The sequence below is a fragment of the Streptomyces olivaceoviridis genome (assembly GCF_014650115.1).
GTDB lineage: Bacteria > Actinomycetota > Actinomycetes > Streptomycetales > Streptomycetaceae > Streptomyces > Streptomyces olivaceoviridis.
The window spans coordinates 104,136-125,212 of the sequence record NZ_BMUI01000011.1 but is presented as its reverse complement, the minus strand read 5'-3'; the positions used below and the strand labels follow the sequence as shown (position 1 = coordinate 125,212).

Here is a 21,077-nt window from a genome sequence, read left to right as displayed (position 1 = left end):
GGAAAATTGGTTTAGACCTGTCCGGGACTCGTGACCCACACCCCTTCGCGTGCCTCCTCACCTCCGCCGATGCCTCCCGCGACGTCCTCGAACACCACTCCCTCCTCCGTCCCCGCGAGCAGGTAGGCCTGCGCCTCGCCCACGTGGAAGTACATGCCGTGCAGTTCCAGCGCCCCTTCGGCCAGCGCCCGGGCCACCGGTGCGTGCTCCCTCAGGTGCGCCAGCTGCTGGACCACGTTGGTCAGGCACAGCAGCTCCACCGTGTCCGCGGGCTCTCGCCCGGCCAGCCGGGGCCGCCCGGGAGGATCGCCGGCCGTCCGCGCCAGGCTCGGCAGCCCGTGCCGCAGCCACCGCTGGAGCGGGGTGCCGTCCCCCCGGCCGGCCCCCGTGGTCAGCAGCGCCTGCATCGCCCCGCACCCGGAGTGCCCGCACACCGTGATCGAGCGCACCCCGAGCACGTCCACCGCGTACTCGATGGCGGCGGCCACCGAGTCGTCGCCGTGCTCCTCGCCCGGCGGCGGCACCAGGTTGCCGACGTTGCGGACGACGAACAGGTCGCCGGGACCACTGGCGGTGATCATCGACGTGACGAGCCGGGAGTCGGCGCAGGTCAGGAAGAGCTGGGAGGGCCGCTGGCCCTCCCGGGCGAGCCGCGCCAACTCGTCCCGCACCAGCGGGGCGGTGTTCCGCTGGAACGAGCTGATGCCACGGGCCAGTTCCCGGCCGGCCCCCTGCCCTTCCCGGACGGCCGGGGCTGCGGCGAAACAGGCCTGGTGGTTGCGCCAGGGGGTCCAGGGGCGGCACCGGCACTCGGTGGCCGGGGCCTGCTCGGCGGTCCGGATTCCGTCGCGCCGGCCGGCGAGCTCGGCCGTGCCTCCCCGCGCGGTGTGGGAGCTGCGCCAGTCCTGCAACGACTCGTACGCCGCGTGGTCCATGAACGAACCGTCCAACTCCACGACGGCGTGGGCGCCTTGGGGTACGAGATGCAGGGTCCGGCTGAGCCGGGGCACCGCGAGGAAGGTCAGCTGACCTCGGACGCGTACGTGATGGACTCCTTCCTTCTCGTGGTGGGTGATGCGGGTGCGGGCGAGGCGATGGAGGGCGACGGCGACCGCCACGGCGACCCCGAGGAACACGCCCTGGAGGACGCCGAGGGCCACCACGCCGAGTGTGGTCGCGGCGTAGACCGGCACTTCGCGGTGGCGCGTCACCGTGCGGATGTGGTGCAGGGACACCATCTGGATGCCGACGGCCATCACCAGGGCGGCGAGGGAGGCGAGCGGGATCTCCTCCAGGACCGGGACCATCAGCAGCGCGGCGACTACTACGAGAACGCCGTGCACCATCGTGGAGTTCCGGCTGACGGCACCTGAATTGACATTCGCGGTACTGCGCACCGCCACGCCCGCGATCGGCAGCCCGCCGAGAGCTCCGGAGATGATGTTGGCGGCGCCCTGGCCGAGCAGCTCCCGGTCCAGGTCCGAGCGGCCGATGCGGGACTGCGGGCCGGTGCGGGCGGTGACCAGCTTGTCGACGGCCACCGCGCCGAGCAGCGATTGCACGCTGCACACCAGGGTGGTGGTGAGCACGGCGGCCACCAGGCCGAGCGCCGGGCCCTCGGGCAGTCCGGCCAAGGCGTGGCTGTGCCAGGACGGCAGCTCGACCCGGGGGAGGCTCAGGCCGGTGAGGGCGGCGGTCGCGGCGGCTCCGGTGACGGCGACGAGGGCGGCCGGCACCCTGCGCAGCAGTCGTCCGGCGCGGCCGGGCAGGCGGGGCCAGGCCAGCAGCAGGGCCAGGGTCAGCACGCTCATCGACACGGCGGCCGGGTGCAGGTCGGCCAACTGGGCGGGCAGGGCGCCCAGGTTGGCGAGGACGGAGCTGTCCGGGTTGCCGCCGAGGACGATGTGCAGCTGGGCGACGGCGATGGTGATGCCGATGCCGGCCAGCATGCCGTGCACCACGGCCGGGCTGACCGCGAGCGCCCCGCGCGCCACCCGCAGGCAGCCGAGACCGAGCTGGGCGAGACCGGCGAGGACGGTGATGCCGCAGGTGACCCGCCAGCCGTAACGGTGGATCAGGTCGGCGGTGACCACGGTGAGTCCGGCGGCGGGACCACTGACCTGGAGGGGGCAGCCGCCCAGCCGCCCGACGACGATTCCGCCGACCGCGGCGGCGACGAGTCCGGCCTGGAGCGGGGCGCCGGTGGCCAGGGCGATGCCGAGGGAGAGCGGCAGGGCGATCAGGAAGACCGCGACGGCCGCGGACAGATCGGCGCCCGCGACAGGGAAGCGGCGGCGGGTCGGTGCGGGGTTGTGCGGCGGGTGGGGGTGCGGGGTGTGAGGGGGTGCGCAGGCGGACATGTTCCCGTCTCCTCCGGGGCGGCGCGGTCGCGGACTGGGTGGGAGCCGCGGCGATGGGCGGGCTCGGTCGCGGCCGTGGGTCACGGCGTGCAGCGGCGGGATGAATCAACGCTCGGTAAAAGAACCGTAATGCCGAGTAAAGCCAAAGCATAGTTTTTTGGGGCGAAAGGGGTGGAAGATCGCCCACTTGAGTGAAGTGAGCATTTGATCGGCTTGTCGTACTAACTCCTTCTCGGTCCCGTGCGACCTTGGCGGCGCTGCCGGTGCGAACGGCACATCACTCGAAAACGGCCCTCGTCAGGGGGTGCCTGAGAGAAGGAAGAAGGTGGGCGGAACATGGCCGCCACCCAGAGGATCGCCGTCGGCGCCATGGTCGCCGCGGCCTGTGCGGCGTCGTTCGCCGGTTGCGCGACCGACTCCAGCGGCACCAAGGAAGGGGCGCCCGGCCCGGGGCAGGGGGCGCCGGCGCCGGGCAGTGTGCTCAGGCTGATCGGCGACGGTTCCACCGCCTACACCGGATCCCAGCCGTATCTGCCCCGGCCCGAGCGGCTGAGCCCCGGTCAGAAGCCCCCCCAATTCGTGGTGTTCTCCTGGGACGGCGCGGGCGAGGACAGCCAGAAGCTGTTCTCGCACTTCCGCGAGGTCGCCAAGGAGAACAACGCGACCATGACGTACTTCCTCAGCGGCGTGTACTTGCTGCCGGAGGAGAAGCGTGACCTGTACAAGCCCCCGCAGCACTCGCCGGGCCGCTCCGACATCGGCTTCAACGACGAGCAGGGCATCACCGACACCCTCAAGCAGGTGCGGCTGGCCTGGCTGGAGGGCAACGAGATCGGCACCCACTTCAACGGTCACTTCTGCGGGCCTGAGGGCGGGGTCGGCACCTGGTCGGTGGAGGAGTGGAAGAGTGAGATCGCCCAGGCCAAGAACTTCGTGAAGTCCTGGCGGACCAACACCGGCATGAAGCGGGCGGCTCCGCTGCCCTTCGACTACGACAAGGAGCTGATCGGCGCCCGCACCCCCTGCCTGGAAGGCCGGAAGAACTTCGTCAAGGCCGCCCGCCAGCTGGGCTTCCGCTACGACTCCAGCGGAGTCAACGACCAGGTCTGGCCCAAGAAGAAGAAGGAGGGCTTGTGGGACCTGTCGATGCAGCTGGTGCCCTTCCCGGGCCACACCTATGAGCAGCTGACCATGGACTACAACTTCATGGTCAACCAGTCCGGCACCAAGACCCAGGGCGACCCCGGCAAGTTCGACTACTGGGGTGCCCAGATGCGGGACGGACTCGTCAAGGGCTTCTACCGCGCCTACGACGGCAACCGCGCGCCCCTGATCATCGGCAATCACTTCGAGTCCTGGAACGGCGGCACCTACATGCGCGCCGTCGAAGACGTGGTCAAGGCGGTGTGCACCAAGCCCGAGGTGCGCTGTGTCTCCTTCCATCAGCTGGCCGACTGGCTCGACGCCCAGGACCCGGGGACCCTGGCCAAACTGCGCACCCTGAAGGTGGGCGAGGCCCCACGGCAGGGCTGGGCGTCCTTCCTGTCCGGCCACCCGGCTCCGGCGCCCAAGGGCGTGCCTGGGGCGCCGGCGGACGAGTCGTAGACGTCAGGCCGCAGTCGCCACACTCTCGCCGAGCACGAAGTGGGGGTCGACCTGCGCCGCCAGGTCGGCCCCGGTGCGTTCGTTGCCCCAGGACTCGGCGTTCTTCAGGTGGAAGTGCACCATCTGGCGGGTGTAGCGCTCCCAGTCGCGCTGCTCGTAGGTGGCGTCGACGGTGGCCTTGAGCAGGTCCAGGGCGCGGGCGTTGGCCTCCTCCAGGAGGGTGAACCGGGGCGGGCGGCCCTTCTCCATGGCGCGCACCCAGTCCGAGCGCCCGACCGTCACGAGGAGGTCGTCCCCGACCTCTTCGCGCAGGAAGTCGAGGTCGTCCGGGTCCTGGGTCTTGTTGCCGACGACCTTGAGAGCGACGCCGAAGTCACGGGCGTACTCCTTGTACTGGCGGTAGACGGAGACCCCCTTCCGGGTCGGCTCCGCGACGAGGAACGTCATGTCGAAGCGGGTGAACATGCCGGAGGCGAAGGAGTCCGAACCGGCCGTCATGTCGACCACGACGTACTCGTCGGGGCCGTCGACGAGGTGGTTCAGGAACAGCTCCACCGCTCCCGTCTTGGAGTGGTAGCAGGCGACCCCCAGGTCGGCGTCCGTGAAGGGGCCCGTGACCATCAAACGGGCGGCGCCGCCGTCGAGTTCCACCGGGCGCGCGCAGGCGTCGTAGACCGGGTTGGGCTCGCGCACCCCGACCAGCCGCGAGCCCTCGCCGGGCGGGGTCGTCTTGATCATCGTCGCTGCCGAGGCGATGCGCGGGTTGGTGCCGCGCAGGTAGTCCTTGATCAGCGAGAGCTGTTCGCCCATGGCGGGCAGTGCCGCCGCCTCCTCCTCGCCGAGGCCGAGCGCGGGGCCGAGGTGCTGGTTGATGTCCGCGTCGATGGCGACCACCGGGGCGCCGGAGGCGACGAGATGGCGGATGAAGAGGGAAGAGAGCGTGGTCTTGCCGCTGCCGCCCTTCCCGACGAAAGCAATTTTCATGTTCACCAAGAGTAGTCGTGCGATAGCTGTATGTGTCACGTGGCAGTGAAGAAGACCACTCCTTCGTGGGGTGGGTCGATGGGGTGCGTAGTGTCGTACTCATGAGTACGACAGGCGCGACCGCCGATCCGCTCGCGGCCCTGGGCTCGCTGCCCGGTGTGGCCGAGTCCGTTGAGTCCGTGCGCAAGGCCGTGGACCGGGTCTACGGGCACCGGATCATGCGACGTCGCAGCAACGAGATCACCTCCGAGGCGGCCCTGCGCGGCGCCCGCGGCTCGGCGGCGCTGTCCGGCGCGGACTGGGCCCTGGAGGAGGTGCGCCGCCGCACCGACTTCGGTGTCGACGCCGAGGCCCGCGTCATGGGCGCGGCCCTGCGGCTCACCGCGGAGGCGGGGCAGCTGCTGTCCATCTGGCGCCAGTCGCCCCTGCGGGTGCTGGCCCGGCTGCACCTGGTGGCCGCGGCGAGCGGCGAGGACCAGGTCGGCAGGCCGCGTCTGGCCGGCGAGCCGGTCGACGAGCCGCTGGTCGAGCTGCCGCTGCCGGACGCCGAGGAGGTCTCGGGCCGGCTGGAGGGGCTGGCTGACCTGATCATCGCCGGTACCTCCGCGCCCGCGCTCGTCACGGCCGCCGTGGTGCACGGCGAACTGCTCGCGCTGCGCCCCTTCACCTCTCACAACGGCCTGGTCGCGCGCGCGGCCGAGCGGATCGTGCTGATCGGCAGCGGGCTGGACCCGAAGGCGGTGTGCCCGGCCGAGATGGGCCACGCCGAACTGGGCCGGGCCTCCTACCTGGCCGCCCTGGACGGGTACGTCTCCGGCACCCCCGAGGGCATGGCCGGCTGGATCGCCCACTGTGGCCGGGCGGTCGAACTGGGCGTACGCGAGTCGACGGCGGTGTGCGAGGCACTCCAGCGCGGCGCGGCCTGACCGCCTCGGCGAGCAAGCTCCGGGCCGCGGAAACCCTGGAGGGCGGGGAAACCCCGGAGGGCGGGGGCGCGGACAGCGCAGGTCGTCGACGACGATCTTCTCGGCCAGCGATCGTCACGACCGGCCGCGGCTGAACTCGTTCGCGTACGACATGGCGGCGGCTTCTCGGAGTAGCCGCCGTAGGGAAACCCCGGAGGGCGGGGGCGCGGACAGCGCAGGCCCGGGACGGCGCGGCGGGGCGTCCCGACAAGGGTTGCGGCGGTACGAGGTGCTCGTACCGCCGCCGGCATGTTCACCGGGTTACCAAGCGTCCTCGATGTGTCGCCCATCAGGTCGGGATCTTTGCCCGTCACCTGGTGCGGCTGGCCCGTAATCGACGGGTCGACGTCGCGTGGGTGCCCGGTTTCATGCTGGGTCCGTGGGGCCAATGCGTAGTGGTAGGGGATCCTCTCGGATGTCCTTTGGTCTCGCGGGCCTAGGTTCTTTGTACCGCGAGCCGGGAGGAAGCGGAACCCCTGCCTGCACTTCTTTACTTTCAGGTTCAAACAGGGTGAAACGGGCGCTGGTTCAGGCCGTGCCGCGGCGCCGGTTCGTGTACCAGACGAGGCCGGCGGTGGCCGCTGCCGCCCCTATGGCCGCCGCGGCGACCAGTGCCGGGCGGGACGGGACGGAGAACGCGGGCAGCCGCTTCTTGAGGCGGACCGGGTGGCGGAACTCCAGAATCGGCCACCCGCGCGCGAAGGCCTCGCGGCGCAGCGCGCGGTCCGGGTTCACGGCGTGCGGGTGCCCGACGGCCTGGAGCATCGGCAGGTCGGTCGCCGAATCGCTGTAGGCGTAGCAGCGGTCGAGGTCGTAGCCCTCGGACGCGGCCAGCTCCCTGATGGCCTCGGCCTTCGTCGGGCCGTAGGCGTAGTACTCCACCTCTCCGGTGAAACAGCCGTCGTCACCGACGATCATGCGGGTGGCGACCACTCGGTCCGCGCCCAGCAGTTCCCCGATCGGCTCGACCACCTCGGCGCCCGAGGTGGACACGATCACCACGTCCCGGCCGGCCGCGTGATGCTCCTCGATGAGGGAGGCGGCCTCGTCGTAGATGATCGGGTCGATCAGCTCGTGCAGGGTCTCGGCGACGATCTCCCGCACCTGCTGGACGTTCCAGCCGCGGCACAGTGCGGAGAGATACTCGCGCATGCGCTCCATCTGGTCGTGGTCCAGACCGCCGGCCAGGAAGACGAACTGGGCATATGCGGTACGCAACGCGGCCCTGCGGTTGATCAGCCCGCCTTGGTAGAAGGACTTGCTGAAGGTGAGGGTGCTGGACTTCGCAATGACCGTCTTGTCCAGGTCAAAGAAGGCCGCTGCGCGGGGCGAGGAGTGGTTTTCCACGCCCCTGAGCATAGGCGCCCACCATTCGGCGTAAGGTGGGGCGTGTGGGTTTGCCTGAGAGGGCTCTCGGGTACACCATGGAAGTCACGGATCGTTCGCGACCGTGCTAACCCGGTCCGACTCCTCCCCCCCCGAGTCGGCCGTGGGGACGACCCCCGCTCTCCCCCCCGGCGGGGGTCGTCGCATGTCCGGATGGGTTTTCTCCCTCCTCCCCTTCCTCGACGCGGCCGTACGGCAGGTATCGCTCCGCCGTGGGCTGCGCTCTTGGCATGCCCATGATCGGTGACGGAGGGTAATCGCCAGGCTGCTCTGTGGATATCGCACACGCGCCGGCGCGGGGGTCACCGGTATGGGTGACGGAGATATTCACAGGGTCCGGGTTGTCCACAGTTATCGACCAAGATCCACATTATTTCGCGGATCACTGCACCGTGATTCCAGCGCACTCCGGCCCGGGCGAGTTCATCGCCGGGTCCGATTGCCGGAGTGCGTATGGCCGGTTCCTATCGGCCGTTCATATGGAGGCCGCTTGCCGGTTCTTCACACCTTTGGGAATCGCGTGGTCGCAGGGGCTGCGCGGCCCACGCAGCGAAGGGGAACACCCGTGACCGGAACCGTCACCCACGACCCGCCGCCCGGCCCCGCAGACCGGCCCGGACAGCCGCTCATCGTCACCGAGGACGCCGTCCTCCTGGATGATCTGCTGCGCCTGTGCGCGGCGGCGGGCGCCACACCCGAGGTCCACCACGGCGTACCGGAGTCCGGCGACGGCTGGGCGGTCGCCCCGCTCGTACTCGTCGGCGACGACGCCGCCCACCGGATGTGCGGCGCCGCGCGCCGGCCGGGAGTGGTGCTGGTGGGCCGCGACCAGGACGACCCGGGGGTGTGGAAACGAGCCGTCCGGATCGGCGCCGACCACGTCCTGATCCTCCCCGACGGCGAACCCTGGCTGGTCGACCGCATCGCCGACGTCGCCGAGGGAATCGGCCGCCCGGCCCTCACCGTCGGGGTGATCGGCGGCCGGGGCGGGGCCGGCGCGTCCACGCTCGCCTGCGCGCTCGCCGTCACCTCCGCGCGCGAGGGACTGCGCACCCTCCTGGTGGACGCCGATCCGCTGGGCGGCGGGCTCGACGTACTCCTCGGCGGCGAGAGCGCCGAAGGGCTGCGCTGGCCCGCTTTCGCCGCCTCCCGGGGCCGGGTCGGCGGCGGCGCCCTGGAGGAGTCACTGCCCGAGCTGCACTCCCTCCGCGTGCTCAGCTGGGACCGCGGCGACTGCGTCGCCGTTCCGCCGCCCGCGGTCCGTGCGGTGCTGGCAGCCGCCCGGCGGCGCGGCGGCACGGTCGTCGTCGACCTGCCCCGACGCCTCGACGACGGGGTCGCCGAGGCCCTCGCCCAGCTCGACATGGCCCTGCTCGTCGTCCCGGCCGAACTGCGGGCCGTCGCAGCCGCCGGCCGTGTCGCCTCCGCCGTCGGAATGGTCGTGCGGGACCTGCGGGTCGCGGTCCGCGGGCCGTACGCACCCGGCCTGGACGACCACGAGGTGGCCCGGCTGCTCGGCCTGCCGCTGGCCGGCGAGGTGCCCGTCGAACCGGCGCTGCTGCGCCCACGGGGTGGCGCGAAACCGCCGGGCGCGACCGGACGCGGACCGCTCGCCCGTTTCTGCACGCACTTCTGGGAGCGGGCACTGGTCGAGACGGGAGGCATCCGGTGACGCTGCCCGGACTCGACCGGGCCGACGGCGCGGCCCTGCTCGACGGCGTCCGCCGCCGACTCGCCGAGAGCGGCGCCGAACCCACGCCCGCGCGCGTGGCCCAGGCCCTGCGCGAACAGGGCCGGGTGCTCGGTGACGCGGAAGTCCTCGGCGCCGCCGCGCACCTGCGGTCCGAACTCGTCGGCACCGGCCCCCTGGAACCCCTCCTCGCCGACCCCGACGTCACCGACGTCCTGGTCTCCGCCCCGGACCGGGTCTGGGTGGACCGCGGCGGCGGCCTGGAGCTGACCCCGGTGACCTTCCCCGACGCGGCTGCCGTACGACGCCTCGCGCAGCGGCTGGCCGCCGTGGCCGGACGCAGACTGGACGACGCCCGGCCCTGGGCGGACGCCCGGCTGCCCGACGGCACCCGGCTGCACGCGGTGCTGCCCCCGGTCGCCGTCGGCTGCACCTGCCTCGCCCTGCGGGTGGTACGGCCCCGGGCCTTCACCCTGGAAGAACTCGTCGCGGCCGGCACGGTGCCACCCGGCGGCGACCGGATCCTGAGGGCGCTGCTCGACGCCCGGCTGTCCTTCCTCGTCAGCGGCGGCACCGGCTGCGGCAAGACGACCCTGCTCAGCGCACTGCTCGGGCTCGTCGGACCCGGCGAGCGGCTCGTGCTCGCCGAGGACTCGGCCGAGCTGAGGCCGGACCACCCGCACGTCGTCCGGCTGGAGACCCGGCCCGCCAACCAGGAGGGCGCCGGTCTGGTCACTCTGCAGGACCTGGTGCGGCAGGCGCTGCGGATGCGGCCGGACCGGCTGGTCGTCGGCGAGGTGCGCGGCCCCGAGGTCGTGCATCTGCTCGCGGCCCTCAACACCGGTCATGAAGGCGGCTGCTGCACGGTCCATGCCAACGCGGCGGCGGATGTGCCGGCCCGGCTGGAGGCGCTGGCCACGGCCGCCGGGCTGGACCGGGCCGCGCTCCACAGCCAGTTGGCGGCGGCCCTGTCCGTGGTGGTGCATCTCGTACGGGACCGGTCCGGGCGCCGCCGGATCGCCGAGGTGCACGTGCTGGAACGGGACACCACCGGGCTGGTGCGGACGGTACCGGCCCTGCGCTGGGGCGAGCGGGCGTTCGTGCGGGAGCGGGGGTGGGAGCGGTTGCGGCACCTGCTGGGGGACGCGGGGGAGCTCGGGGACGACTGAGGGGCGGCACGGCGGGCGGGCGGCGTATGGGGGGTGGGGGCCCGTTTGGTCCGGCTAGGGGGGATCGGTGGGTCGAGTGTGTTCGGGCGAGGGCGGTGTCTGCGGGCGGGGACGGTGCGGTCGGGGGCGTTCGGCAGGTCAGTTCGTTCGGCGGACGAGGGGCGGGTCAGTGAGCTTCGGCGGATCGGTCGAGGTCGGCAGTGATGAGAGGAGTGACGGAAGTGATCGGTGAGACGTCCATGGGGGCCGCGCTGGTCTGTCTCGGCGCGCTGGTGTGGCTGCTGGGCGGGCGGCACTACGGGATGCGGCGGGCACGGCTGCTGCTGGCCGGGGGCGGGGTGGTGACGACGGGACCGCCTGTCTGGGAGCGGTTCCGCGCGGAACTGCGTCGGCAGCACGGCCGATGGGGAGCCGAGTGGTGGGCGCTCGTCGCCGGTCTGGGGATCGCCCTGCTGGGTGCCTCGGTGATTCCGGTGGTCGCGGGGGCCGCCGGGGTGCCCGTCCTGCGCCGGATGCGGCTGGTCCGGCAGGCCCGGCTGACCCGGGAGCGGCGGGCCGACGCGGTGATCGCCCTGTGCGGTGGGCTCGCCGGGGAGGTGCGGGCGGGACGGCAGCCGGGGGAGGCGCTGTTGCGGGCCGCGCGGGACTCCGGCGGACTCGGCGACGCACAGGCCGCCGTGGTGGCCGCGGCCCGGTTCGGCGGAGACGTGCCCGGCGCGCTCGCCGTGGCCGCTCGGCAGCCGGGGGCGGAGGGCCTGCTCGGACTCGCCGCGTGCTGGCGGGTGGCCGTGGACCAGGGCGCCGGACTCGCCACCGGCCTGGACCGGCTGGACGGGGCCCTGCGCGCCGAACGGGATCAGCGATCCGACGTACGCGCTCAGTTGTCGGGCGCCCGGGCCACCGCGGTGCTGCTCGCCGCACTGCCCGCCCTCGGGCTGCTCCTCGGCACGGCCATGGGGGCGGACCCGCTGCGTGTGCTGCTGCACAGCGGTGCGGGTCTCGGCTGCCTGACGGCCGGTGCGGTGTTCGAGACGGCCGGGATGTGGTGGGCGATGCGGATCGTGCGGGGGGCGGAGCCCGGGTGAGGCGCGCCATGTGTATGTGGCGAACAGCCCGAGTGACCGAATGACCGACCGAAGACCGAATGGCCGAAGACCGAAGACCGAAGACCGAATGGCCGAGTGGCCGAACGGCCGAGTGGTGGGGAAGGGGTGTGCGGCATGAGCGGGGAAGTCATCCACAGGCTGGGGACGGCGGTGGTCGTGGTACTGATCCTCGGCTGGGGTGTCCGGCGGCTGGAGCTGGCGCGACGGCGGCATCGGGCGCGGCGCCGGGTGGCCGAGCTGCTGGGCTTCGAAGTGCCTGCTCGCACGGCCCGGTTGGCGATTCCGGACATCGTTCGGCGGCGATGGGTGCCGACGGCCGGTGCGGTGTGTGGTGTCTGGGTGCTGGTCGGCGGGGTCGTCGGTGTGGTGCTGGGGCTGGGCGTGGGCGCGGTGCTCTGGCGGTGGCGGGGCCGTCAGGCGGCAGCCGGACGGCAAGAGGTGGTCGATGCGGCCGGGGCCGCGCGCCAACTTCCGCTGGCCGCCGATCTGCTGGCCGCCTGCATCGCGGCCGGTGCCGGTCCGGTGATCGCCGCCCAGGCGGTGGGGGAGGCCCTTGGCGGACCCGTCGGGCAGGCACTGGCGCGGGGCGCGGCGGAGGTCCGGCTCGGCGGCGTACCGGCGGACGCCTGGCGGAGCTTGGCGGCGCTGCCCGGTGCCGGTGCGCTGGCGCGGCTGCTGGAGCGGGCCGACGAGTCCGGGTTGCCCACGGCCGGCCCGGTCGCCCGGCTCGCGTCGGACGCGCGTGCGGAGTGGGCCCGTGCGGCGACGGTCCGGGCGCGCAGGGCGGGCGTACTGATCTCGGCGCCGGTCGGCCTGTGCTTCTTGCCCGCGTTCATCGCGGTCGGCGTGCTGCCGGTCGTGATCGGGCTGGCGGGTGGGGTGATGGGAGGGAGGTGAGGGCGATGAGAGCGGGCCGGTACGCGGACGTCAGGTAAGCGCGACGAATGACGACGAGCGGCAACTGGCGACGACGAACGAGAACCAACGACAACTAGCGACAAAGACCAGAAGCCTCACGGGGGTTGAAATGTTCGAGAAGATCAGGAAAGTGGCGGTCCGGGTGCGTGGGGCCTGCCGTCAGGACGGCGGAATGGTGACGTCCGAGTACGCCATGGGGATCATCGCGGCCGTCGGGTTCGCCTTGCTGCTCTACAAGGTCGTCACCAGCGGCCAGGTCCAGGCGGAGTTGCAAGCCATCGTGAAGAGGGCCCTCAGTGCGCGGATGTGAGCGAGGTGGGGACGGTGGGTTCGTGACCGCGGAGGCGGCCGTGGTGCTGTCCGTGCTGGTGGCGTTCACGATGGCGCTGGTCTGGGGGCTGCTTGTGGTGGCGGCGCGGATCGAGTGCGTGGACGCGGCCCGTGCGGGTGCCCGGGCCGCCGCCCGGCAGGACCCGGCCGAGGCGGTGGTGACGGTGACCCGGGAAGCGGCGCCGAGGGGAGCGCGGGTGACCGTCGCACGCGAGGGCGACCGGGTCCGGGTGACGGTGGCGGCCAAGCCGCCGGTGCTGAGCGGGTTGCCGTTCGAGGTCCGGGAGGAGGCCGTGGCCCTCGCCGAGGACACGGTGGGACCGAGGGAGGAGGGGCCATGAGACGCCGGTGCGGGCTGACCGGCGAACGGGTGCGGGCCGGCGGTCGATGGGGGACCGGGGGCGAGGAGCGCGAGGGGTCGTGGCGCGGTGGGAACACGCAGCCGGACCGGCCGTCGGGCTCCGACCGGGGGTCCGCCACCGTCTGGAGCCTGGGGGCGATCGCCGTGCTGTGTGTGGTGTTCGGCGCCGTGCTCGCTCTCGGGCAGGCCGTTGTCGTACGGCACCGGGCGGCCGGCGGCGCCGACCTGGCCGCGCTCGCGGCGGCGGACCACTGGGCCGAGGGCGGCACGGCGGCCTGCGCCCGGGCCGAACGGCTGGCGGCGGCCCAGGGAGTACGGCTGGTGCGGTGCGCGATCGTGGGCGACACGTCCGAGGTGACGGCGGCCGCAGGAAGGGGGCCGTTCACGGCGGAGGTCAGAGCGAGAGCGGGACCGGCAGCTCCCGTACCGCCCGGCGTGTCTGACGGGGCCGCGATTTCCGGCGCCACGGGTGGCTCAGCGGTTGGGCCGCCTGGCGCCACGGGTGGCTCTCTGGGTGGGCCGCCCGGCGTCCCGGACGGCTTGCGGGCTGTGCCGCCAGGTGTCCGGGGCGATTCCGGTGCCGTGCCGGACAGGCCCTGAACCCTGCCGCCTGACCGCGGCTCCCAGGCCCTGCCGGGCCACACCGCCCGATGTCCCGGACGGCTTCCAGGTCATGCCGTCTGCCCTGAGCGGTACCCAGGCGGCTCCACCGCCTGGCGTTTCGGTGGCCCACCGCCTGTTGGCCCGGCAACCACCGCCTGTTGGCCCGGCAACCACCGCCTGTTGGCCCGGTGGCCCGGCGTGCCCGCGCTCCCGAGCCGTGTCGCTAGCCCCGCGCCTGCTCTCCCCCCGATTCCCCCGCGCCCGTCCCCTCCGGCGCCCCTCGCAGCAGCACCGTGAGCAGTCGTACCGCGCCTCTCTTGTGCAGTGGGTCGTTGCCGTTGCCGCACTTGGGGGACTGGATGCAGGACGGGCAGCCGGCCTCGCACTCGCAGGAGGCGATGGCCTCGCGGGTGGCGGTGAGCCAGGCGCGGGCGGTGTGGAAGGCGCGCTCGGCGAATCCGGCGCCGCCGGGGTGGCCGTCGTAGACGAAGACCGTGGGGAGGAGGGTGTCGAGGTGCAGGGGCACGGACACGCCGCCGATGTCCCAGCGGTCGCAGGTCGCGAAGAGGGGCAGCATGCCGATGGAGGCGTGTTCGGCGGCGTGCAGGGAGCCGCCGAGGATCTCCGGGGTGATCCGGGCCTCGTCCAACTGGTCCTCGGTGACCGTCCACCACACCGCGCGTGTGCGCAGCGTACGAGGAGGGAGGTCGAGCTTCGTCTCGCCCAGCACTTCGCCGGTGATGAGGCGGCGGCGGAGGTAGGAGACCACCTGGTTGGTGACCTCCACCGAGCCGTAGCACAGGCGGCCGGCGCCCCACGGGATCTCGGTGTCCGTCTCCAGGACGGCGATGGACGTGGTGTCGCGGGCGACCGTCGAGTACGGCGGGTCCGCCTGCTCGACCAGGGCGACGGAGTCCTCCAGGTCCAGGGAGCGCACCAGATAGGTGCGGCCCTGGTGCAGGTGGACGGCGCCTTCGTGGACGGCGGAGTGCGCGGCGCCCGCGTCGACCGTGCCGAGCAGGCGGCCCGTGCCGGCCTCGACGACCTGCACCGGACGGCCGCCGGCGCCGCGGATGTCGGTGAGGTCGGCGGCCCGCTCCCGGCGGGTCCAGTGCCAGGCCCTGGTGCGCCGGCGGAGCAGCTTCGCGGCCTCCAGCTGCGGCAGGACGTCCGCGCAGGCGGGGCCGAAGAGGTCCAGGTCCTCCTCGGTCAGCGGCAGCTCCGCGGCGGCGGCGCACAGGTGCGGGGCGAGGACGTAGGGGTTGTCGGGGTCGAGGACCGTGGATTCCACCGGCTGGTCGAACAGGGCCTCGGGGTGATGGACGAGGAAGGTGTCCAGCGGGTCGTCGCGGGCGACGAGAACCGCGAGGGCGCCCTGGCCGGAGCGGCCCGCGCGGCCCGCCTGCTGCCACAGGGAGGCGCGGGTGCCCGGGTAGCCGGAGATCACCACCGCGTCCAGGCCGGAGACGTCCACGCCCAGTTCCAGGGCGGTCGTGGCGGCGAGGCCGAGGAGTTCGCCGGAGTGCAGTGCGCGTTCCAGGGCGCGGCGCTCCTCGGGGAGGTAGCCGCCGCGGTACGCCGCGACACGCCGGGCCAGGGAGCGGTCGACCTCGGCGAGTCTCTCCTGGGCGATGACCGCGATCAACTCGGCGCCGCGCCGGGAGCGTACGAAGGCGACCGAGCGCACACCCTGCACGGTGAGGTCGGTCAGCAGGTCGGCGGTCTCGGCGGTGGCGGTACGCCGTACGGGTGCGCCCCTCTCGCCGTGCAGTTCGGTGAGCGGGGGCTCCCAGAGGGCGAACACCAGCTCTCCGCGCGGGGAGGCGTCGTCGGCGACCTCGACGACCGGCAGGCCGGTCAGCCGGCGGGCAGCGACCGCGGGCTCGGCGGCGGTCGCCGAGGCCAGCAGGAACACGGGGGAGGAGCCGTAGCGGGCGCACAGGCGGCGCAGCCGGCGCAGCACCTGGGCGACGTGCGAGCCGAAGACGCCCCGGTAGGTGTGGCACTCGTCGATGACGACGTACTTGAGCGATCTCAGGAAGGAGGACCAGCGGGGGTGGGAGGGGAGTATCCCGCGGTGCAGCATGTCCGGGTTGGTGAGGACGTAGTTGGCGTACTGGCGGATCCACTCCCGTTCCTCGAACGGGGTGTCGCCGTCGTACACGGCCGGTCGTACCGATGTGCCGAGGGGTTGTGAAAGTTCCTTCACCGACCGGCACTGGTCCGCCGCGAGCGCCTTGGTGGGGGACAGGTAAAGGGCGGTGGCACCACGGCCGTTCGGGGCTTCCGCGCCGTCCAGGAGGGTGGACAGGACGGGCACGAGGTAGGCGAGGGACTTGCCGGAGGCTGTACCGGTGGCGACCACCACCGAGTCGCCGTCCAGGGCGTGCTCGGCGGCCAGCGCCTGGTGCGCCCAGGGGTGCTCGATGCCGCACGCCTGGACGGCGGCGATCACTTCGGGCCGAATCCGGTCAGGCCAGACGGCATGGCGGCCCGCGCGCGGGGGCAAGTGCTCCGTATGAGTGATGCGCGCAGCCCGGCTCGGCCCGGCGGTGAGCCGGTCCAGAACCGTGCCCGGAGACGGGCGGGAGGCCGGGCGGGCCTGGGGTCGATCGGATCGGTGATTCTTGGCCATCGGCACCGAGTGTGTCACTGGCGTGACGGACAATGGAGCCAAGGCGTCGTGCACGCCTGCCGGTAAGTGATTGAATGCCATCGCGGCTGGCGAAACGTCCCGGGGGCCGCAAGCGAGGTGCCCGAGGGGCGACCGCTCGATAGCAAGGTGCTGGAGGATCCGTGGACCTGTCCCTGTCGACCCGTACCGTCGGCGATCGTACGGTCGTCGAGGTCGGTGGCGAAATCGACGTATATACCGCGCCCAAGCTGCGTGAGCAGCTGGTCGAGCTGGTGAACGACGGGAATTTCCACCTCGTCGTCGACATGGAAGGCGTGGACTTCCTCGACTCCACCGGGCTCGGCGTGCTGGTCGGCGGCCTGAAGAGGGTTCGTGCCCACGAGGGCTCGCTGCGTCTGGTCTGCAACCAGGAGCGCATTCTGAAGATCTTCCGCATCACCGGCCTCACCAAGGTGTTCCCGATCCACACCACGGTCGAGGAAGCGGTGGCGGCCACCGACTGATCGGTCGCCGACCGATCCCGGACCGGTCGCCGGCGTCGGGCTCCTGCCGGGGCCCGGTCGTCGGCCGGTCCCGTCCTGGGCCGATCCTGATGTGGCGGCCCGGAATACAGATGTACACCGGGGGGTGTGGGCGCTCGGCGGCCCCGCCCCCGACCGCACGCCCGTAGTCGCGAGGGGGATGCATGGCCACCGTCGAACTCCGCTTCAGCGCGCTGCCCGAGCACGTCAGGACCGCCCGGTTGGTGGCGGCAGCGGTGGCGCGCCGGGCCGGAGTGGACGAGGCCGTCCTGGACGAGGTGCGGCTGGCCGTGGGAGAGGCATGCTCCCGCGCAGTCGGACTCCACCAGAGCAGTGGCGTCACGGCACCGGTGAAGGTGGCGCTGATCGAAGAGGAGAAACAGTTCTCCATCGAGGTCGGCGACGAGGCTCCGCATGCCGCCCCGGGCGGCGACACGCCGGGCGCCGGGCAGGAAGCCGAGGCGGAGGCCGAGGAGGACGAGATGGGCCTCGCGGTCATCAGCGGTCTCGTCGACGACGTGGAGGTCACCACCGGGCAGAACGGTGGCCTGATCCGCATGACCTGGCCGACCGCGCCGTCGGCCGCGGCGCTCGCCTGATCTCGCCCGTCTGATCCCGCCCGCCTGTTCCAGCCCGTCTGATCTCGCCCGTCTGGTCTCGCTCACCTGGTCCGGCCGACCGGTCTCACTCGACTGGCCGTAGCCGCCGAAAACCACCCGACAAGCGCACAGGGGCCCTGCCGAGCAGGGCCCCTGTCGTGTTTGTGCGGCCACCACGGGGAATTCGTGAACGAATTCACGATCAAAACCGTGATAATTTGATCAAGCGCCCGGGTGGCCGACAATGGCTTTAGGGCATTACGTTGATTGAGTTTGCTGTATGTACACGCAGGCCAATTCCGTTTACCGTCCCCTGTTTAGACTCACTCGGCGGTACCTACAATCCGTCCACATCTTGAGCTCAGCCCAAGCGTCAAGGAGGACGAATGGCGGGGCTTTCCACTCCTCAGTCGGATCACCTCACACCCCTCGCAGCCGCGGTCCTGACCGACGACAACAGGATCATCGTGGCCGTCATCGCGGCGGTCGCCCTGGCCGCGCTGGTGGTCGCGGGAATCCTGGTCCGCCAGGTGCTGGCGGCCGGCGAGGGCACCGACAGCATGAAGAAGATCGCCGAGGCGGTCCAGGAAGGTGCCAAGGCGTATCTCGCCCGGCAGTTGCGCACGCTCGGCGTATTCGCCGTAGTCGTCTTCTTCCTGCTCATGCTGCTGCCCGCGGACGACTGGAATCAGCGGGCCGGCCGCTCGGTGTTCTTCCTGATCGGAGCGGCGTTCTCGGCGGCCACCGGCTATATCGGCATGTGGCTCGCCGTGCGCAGCAATGTGCGGGTCGCCGCGGCGGCCCGGGAAGCGACTCCGGCGGAAGGCGAGCCGGAAAAGGATCTCACCACCGTCTCGCACACGGCGATGAAGATCGCATTTCGCACGGGCGGCGTCGTCGGCATGTTCACGGTGGGGCTCGGCCTGCTGGGCGCCTCCTGTGTGGTGCTGGTGTACGCGGCCGACGCGCCGAAGGTGCTGGAGGGCTTCGGCCTCGGCGCCGCCCTGATCGCGATGTTCATGCGGGTGGGCGGCGGCATCTTCACCAAGGCCGCCGACGTCGGCGCCGACCTGGTCGGCAAGGTCGAACAGGGCATTCCGGAGGACGACCCGCGCAACGCCGCGACCATCGCCGACAACGTGGGCGACAACGTCGGGGACTGCGCGGGCATGGCGGCCGACCTGTTCGAGTCGTACGCCGTGACCCTGGTGGCCGCGCTGATCCTCGGCAAGGCGGCCTTCGGCGACTCCGGGCTGGCGTTCCCGCTGCTGGTGCCCGCCATCGGTGTGATCACGGCGATGATCGGCATCTTCGCGGTCGCCCCGCGCCGGGCCGACCGCAGTGGCATGTCGGCGATCAACCGCGGTTTCTTCATCTCCGCGGTGATCTCACTGGCGCTGGTCGCGATCGCGGTCTTCGTCTACCTGCCGTCGAAGTACTCCGCCCTCGACGGCGTCACCGACGCGGCGATCAAGGGCAAGGACGGCGATCCGCGCGTCCTCGCGCTGGTCGCGGTGGCCATCGGCATCCTGCTCGCCGCCGTCATCCAGCAGCTGACCGGCTACTTCACCGAGACCAACCGCCGTCCGGTGCGGGACATCGGCAAGACCTCCCTCACCGGCCCGGCCACCGTCGTCCTCTCCGGCATCTCGGTGGGCCTGGAGTCCGCCGTCTACACCGCGCTGCTCATCGGGCTCGGGGTGTACGGCGCGTTCCTGCTCGGCGGCACGTCGATCATGCTGGCGTTGTTCGCGGTCGCGCTGGCCGGCACCGGGCTGCTCACCACGGTCGGCGTGATCGTCGCCATGGACACCTTCGGGCCGGTCTCCGACAACGCGCAGGGCATCGCCGAGATGTCCGGCGACGTGGAGGGCGCGGGCGCGCAGGTGCTCACCAACCTGGACGCGGTCGGCAACACCACCAAGGCCATCACCAAGGGCATCGCCATCGCCACCGCCGTCCTCGCCGCGTCGGCGCTGTTCGGGTCGTACCGCGACGCGATCACCACCAACGTGCAGGACGTCGGCGCGAAGCTCACCGGGCCGGGGGCGCCGCTCAGCCTGTCCCTGGACATCTCGCAGCCCAACAACCTCGTCGGCCTCATCGCCGGCGCCGCGGTCGTCTTCCTCTTCTCCGGACTGGCCATCAACGCGGTGTCGCGGTCGGCGGGTTCGGTGGTGTTCGAGGTGCGGCGGCAGTTCCGTGAGAAGCCCGGGATCATGGACTTCAGCGAGAAGCCCGAGTACGGCAAGGTCGTCGACATCTGCACCAAGGACGCCCTGCGGGAGCTGGCCACGCCCGGTCTGCTCGCCGTCATGGCGCCGATCTTCATCGGGTTCACGCTCGGTGTCGGCGCGCTCGGCTCCTACCTCGCCGGCGCGATCGGCGCGGGCACGCTGATGGCGGTGTTCCTCGCCAACTCCGGCGGCGCCTGGGACAACGCCAAGAAGCTGGTGGAGGACGGCCACCACGGCGGCAAGGGCAGCGAGGCCCACGCGGCCACGGTGATCGGGGACACGGTCGGCGACCCGTTCAAGGACACCGCCGGACCCGCGATCAACCCGCTGCTGAAGGTCATGAACCTGGTCTCGCTGCTCATCGCACCGGCAGTGATCAAGTTTTCCTACGGCGACGACAAGAACCTCGGGGTGCGGATCGGTGTCGCCATCCTCGCGCTGCTGGTGATCGTCGTTGCCGTGTACATCTCCAAGCGGCGGGGGATCGCCGTCGGCGACGACGACAGCGCCGGGCGGGTCGCCAACCCGCCGGACGCCGCGGTGGTTTCGTAGATCGCGGCAAGAAATCCCTGCTCACAGGTGGGCGGGCGGCGTGTGCTGACGCCGCCCGCCCACCCGCTTGTCGTCTGTGGGCTCGCCCACGTCGTGAGCCTTCTCTCCCAGGGCGTGAAAGATCACAAAACCTGACTTATGCCTCCCCCGGCAAGGGGAGGGAGTGCGTTCGCCGTGTAGATTCCGGGGGCCGAGAGCCATGGAAGGGACCAATCCGGTGAACAAGAAGCTCGCGGCCGCACTGTCCGGCGGTGCGGTACTGGTGGTGGCGGTGTCCGGGTGCAGCGACGGCGGTGACAAGGGGCCCGACCCCAAGCTGGTGTCCTGGGCCAAGACGGTGTGCGACGCGGTGCCCGCGCAGGACGCGAAGATCAGGTCGGCCAACGCTTCGATCGCGGCCATCGCCACGGACACCAACCTCCCGCCCAAGGACGCCCAGAAGACGTACGCGGAGGCGTTCCGGGACATGGCCGAGGGCTACAAGGCGCTCGCCGATGCCCTCGACAGCGCCGGTGCGCCTCCCGGGATCGACGGCGGCGCAAGACTCCAGCAGGACGCGGCCAAGAACCTCGCCGGCCTCTCCACGTCGTACGCCGACCTGAAGAAGAAGGTCGACGGGCTCAACACCAAGGACCAGGGCAAGTTCGCCAAGGGCCTGAAGGAGGTCGCCCTGCAGACCAAGGAGGTCGGCAAGCAGAGCGACAACGGCACGGAGGCGCTGAAGCGGCTGGAGCAGGGCGACGTCAAGGAGGCGATGGCCGAGCAGCCCAGCTGCAAGGTCACACCGTCCGGCTCCGCGCAGCCGACGGCGTCGACGACAGCCGGCTGACGTCCGGGGCTGACGTCCGGGCGGCTGGGGTCGCGGGGTGGTCGGCTCACGTCGCCGGGTGGCCGGCTCACGTCTGCGGGTACGCGACTGAGGTCGGCGAGTGGCCGGCTGGCGTCCGTGGGTGATCCGCTGACGTCGGCGACGGCTCGCTGACGACCGCGACACCCGGCCGACGTCGGCTGACGGCCCGCGCGAAGTCGGCGCGGGGCAGCCGCCGCGAGTCGGCC

Annotated in this window: 16 protein-coding genes and 1 pseudogene; 13 read left to right on the top strand and 4 right to left on the bottom strand. The window is 71.9% G+C overall.

Features of this window, described 5'->3' with window-relative positions:
• Positions 1–11 precede the first annotated feature (11 nt).
• Entirely contained in the window at positions 12–2,360 is a 2,349-nt protein-coding gene (locus tag IE273_RS21795; protein WP_189816858.1) for a SulP family inorganic anion transporter, read from the bottom strand.
• A 336-nt stretch (positions 2,361–2,696) separates the two neighbouring features.
• Here IE273_RS21795 and IE273_RS21790 point away from each other — a divergent pair, with 336 nt between their 5' ends.
• Positions 2,697–3,965 (top strand): polysaccharide deacetylase family protein, encoded by a 1,269-nt coding sequence (locus tag IE273_RS21790; RefSeq protein ID WP_189816857.1) that lies wholly within the window; start codon positions 2,697–2,699, stop codon positions 3,963–3,965.
• A gap of 3 nt (positions 3,966–3,968) precedes the next feature.
• Here the strand turns inward: IE273_RS21790 and IE273_RS21785 are convergent, their stop codons facing one another.
• Entirely contained in the window at positions 3,969–4,949 is a 981-nt protein-coding gene (locus tag IE273_RS21785; protein ID WP_189816856.1) for an ATP-binding protein, read from the bottom strand.
• Positions 4,950–5,050: 101 nt separating this feature from the next.
• Between IE273_RS21785 and IE273_RS21780 the strand changes: the two genes are divergently transcribed.
• The gene (locus IE273_RS21780) at positions 5,051–5,875 is read left to right on the top strand and encodes a Fic family protein (RefSeq protein WP_189816855.1); all 825 of its coding nucleotides are present in this window, start codon (positions 5,051–5,053) and stop codon (positions 5,873–5,875) included.
• A gap of 567 nt (positions 5,876–6,442) precedes the next feature.
• Here IE273_RS21780 and IE273_RS21775 read toward each other — a convergent pair.
• The gene (locus tag IE273_RS21775) at positions 6,443–7,273 is read right to left on the bottom strand and encodes an HAD family hydrolase (RefSeq protein ID WP_189816854.1); all 831 of its coding nucleotides are present in this window, start codon (positions 7,271–7,273) and stop codon (positions 6,443–6,445) included.
• Positions 7,274–7,865: 592 nt separating this feature from the next.
• Here IE273_RS21775 and ssd point away from each other — a divergent pair.
• The 7 genes and pseudogenes from ssd to IE273_RS45195 all read left to right on the top strand — a co-directional run.
• Positions 7,866–8,972: a septum site-determining protein Ssd gene (ssd, locus tag IE273_RS21770; RefSeq protein WP_189816853.1), complete on the top strand. Its 1,107-nt coding sequence runs from the start codon at positions 7,866–7,868 to the stop codon at positions 8,970–8,972.
• Positions 8,969–10,159, top strand: a complete 1,191-nt coding sequence (locus IE273_RS21765) for a TadA family conjugal transfer-associated ATPase (protein WP_189816852.1) — start codon at positions 8,969–8,971, stop codon at positions 10,157–10,159. Before ssd ends, IE273_RS21765 begins: the two co-directional genes overlap by 4 nt.
• 203 nt (positions 10,160–10,362) lie before the next feature.
• Positions 10,363–11,244 (top strand): type II secretion system F family protein, encoded by an 882-nt coding sequence (locus tag IE273_RS21760; RefSeq protein WP_373309377.1) that lies wholly within the window; start codon positions 10,363–10,365, stop codon positions 11,242–11,244.
• A 135-nt stretch (positions 11,245–11,379) separates the two neighbouring features.
• Entirely contained in the window at positions 11,380–12,162 is a 783-nt protein-coding gene (locus tag IE273_RS21755) for a type II secretion system F family protein (RefSeq protein WP_189816851.1), read from the top strand.
• 130 nt (positions 12,163–12,292) lie between these two features.
• The gene (locus tag IE273_RS21750) at positions 12,293–12,493 is read left to right on the top strand and encodes a DUF4244 domain-containing protein (RefSeq protein ID WP_189816850.1); all 201 of its coding nucleotides are present in this window, start codon (positions 12,293–12,295) and stop codon (positions 12,491–12,493) included.
• Between the two features lie 22 nt (positions 12,494–12,515).
• Positions 12,516–12,854 carry a TadE family type IV pilus minor pilin gene (locus tag IE273_RS21745; protein ID WP_189816849.1) on the top strand — a complete coding sequence of 113 codons (339 nt, stop codon included), beginning with the start codon at positions 12,516–12,518 and terminating at the stop codon, positions 12,852–12,854.
• Between the two features lie 149 nt (positions 12,855–13,003).
• Positions 13,004–13,304: pseudogene (locus tag IE273_RS45195) on the top strand (Rv3654c family TadE-like protein); the annotation flags it as partial.
• A 396-nt stretch (positions 13,305–13,700) separates the two neighbouring features.
• On the opposite strand, the gene sftH reads toward IE273_RS45195, so the two are convergent.
• Positions 13,701–16,193, bottom strand: a complete 2,493-nt coding sequence (gene sftH, locus IE273_RS21735) for a DEAD/DEAH box helicase (protein ID WP_189816847.1) — start codon at positions 16,191–16,193, stop codon at positions 13,701–13,703.
• An 80-nt stretch (positions 16,194–16,273) separates the two neighbouring features.
• Between sftH and bldG the strand changes: the two genes are divergently transcribed.
• The 4 genes from bldG to IE273_RS21715 all read left to right on the top strand — a co-directional run bounded on the left by bldG (position 16,274) and on the right by IE273_RS21715 (position 20,850).
• Positions 16,274–16,615, top strand: a complete 342-nt coding sequence (bldG, locus tag IE273_RS21730) for an anti-sigma factor antagonist BldG (protein ID WP_014674042.1) — start codon at positions 16,274–16,276, stop codon at positions 16,613–16,615.
• Between the two features lie 182 nt (positions 16,616–16,797).
• The gene (locus tag IE273_RS21725) at positions 16,798–17,232 is read left to right on the top strand and encodes an ATP-binding protein (protein WP_189816846.1); all 435 of its coding nucleotides are present in this window, start codon (positions 16,798–16,800) and stop codon (positions 17,230–17,232) included.
• A gap of 386 nt (positions 17,233–17,618) precedes the next feature.
• Entirely contained in the window at positions 17,619–20,021 is a 2,403-nt protein-coding gene (locus IE273_RS21720; RefSeq protein ID WP_189816845.1) for a sodium-translocating pyrophosphatase, read from the top strand.
• A 217-nt stretch (positions 20,022–20,238) separates the two neighbouring features.
• Entirely contained in the window at positions 20,239–20,850 is a 612-nt protein-coding gene (locus IE273_RS21715) for a small secreted protein (protein ID WP_189816844.1), read from the top strand.
• The last annotated feature ends 227 nt before the right edge of the window (positions 20,851–21,077 follow it).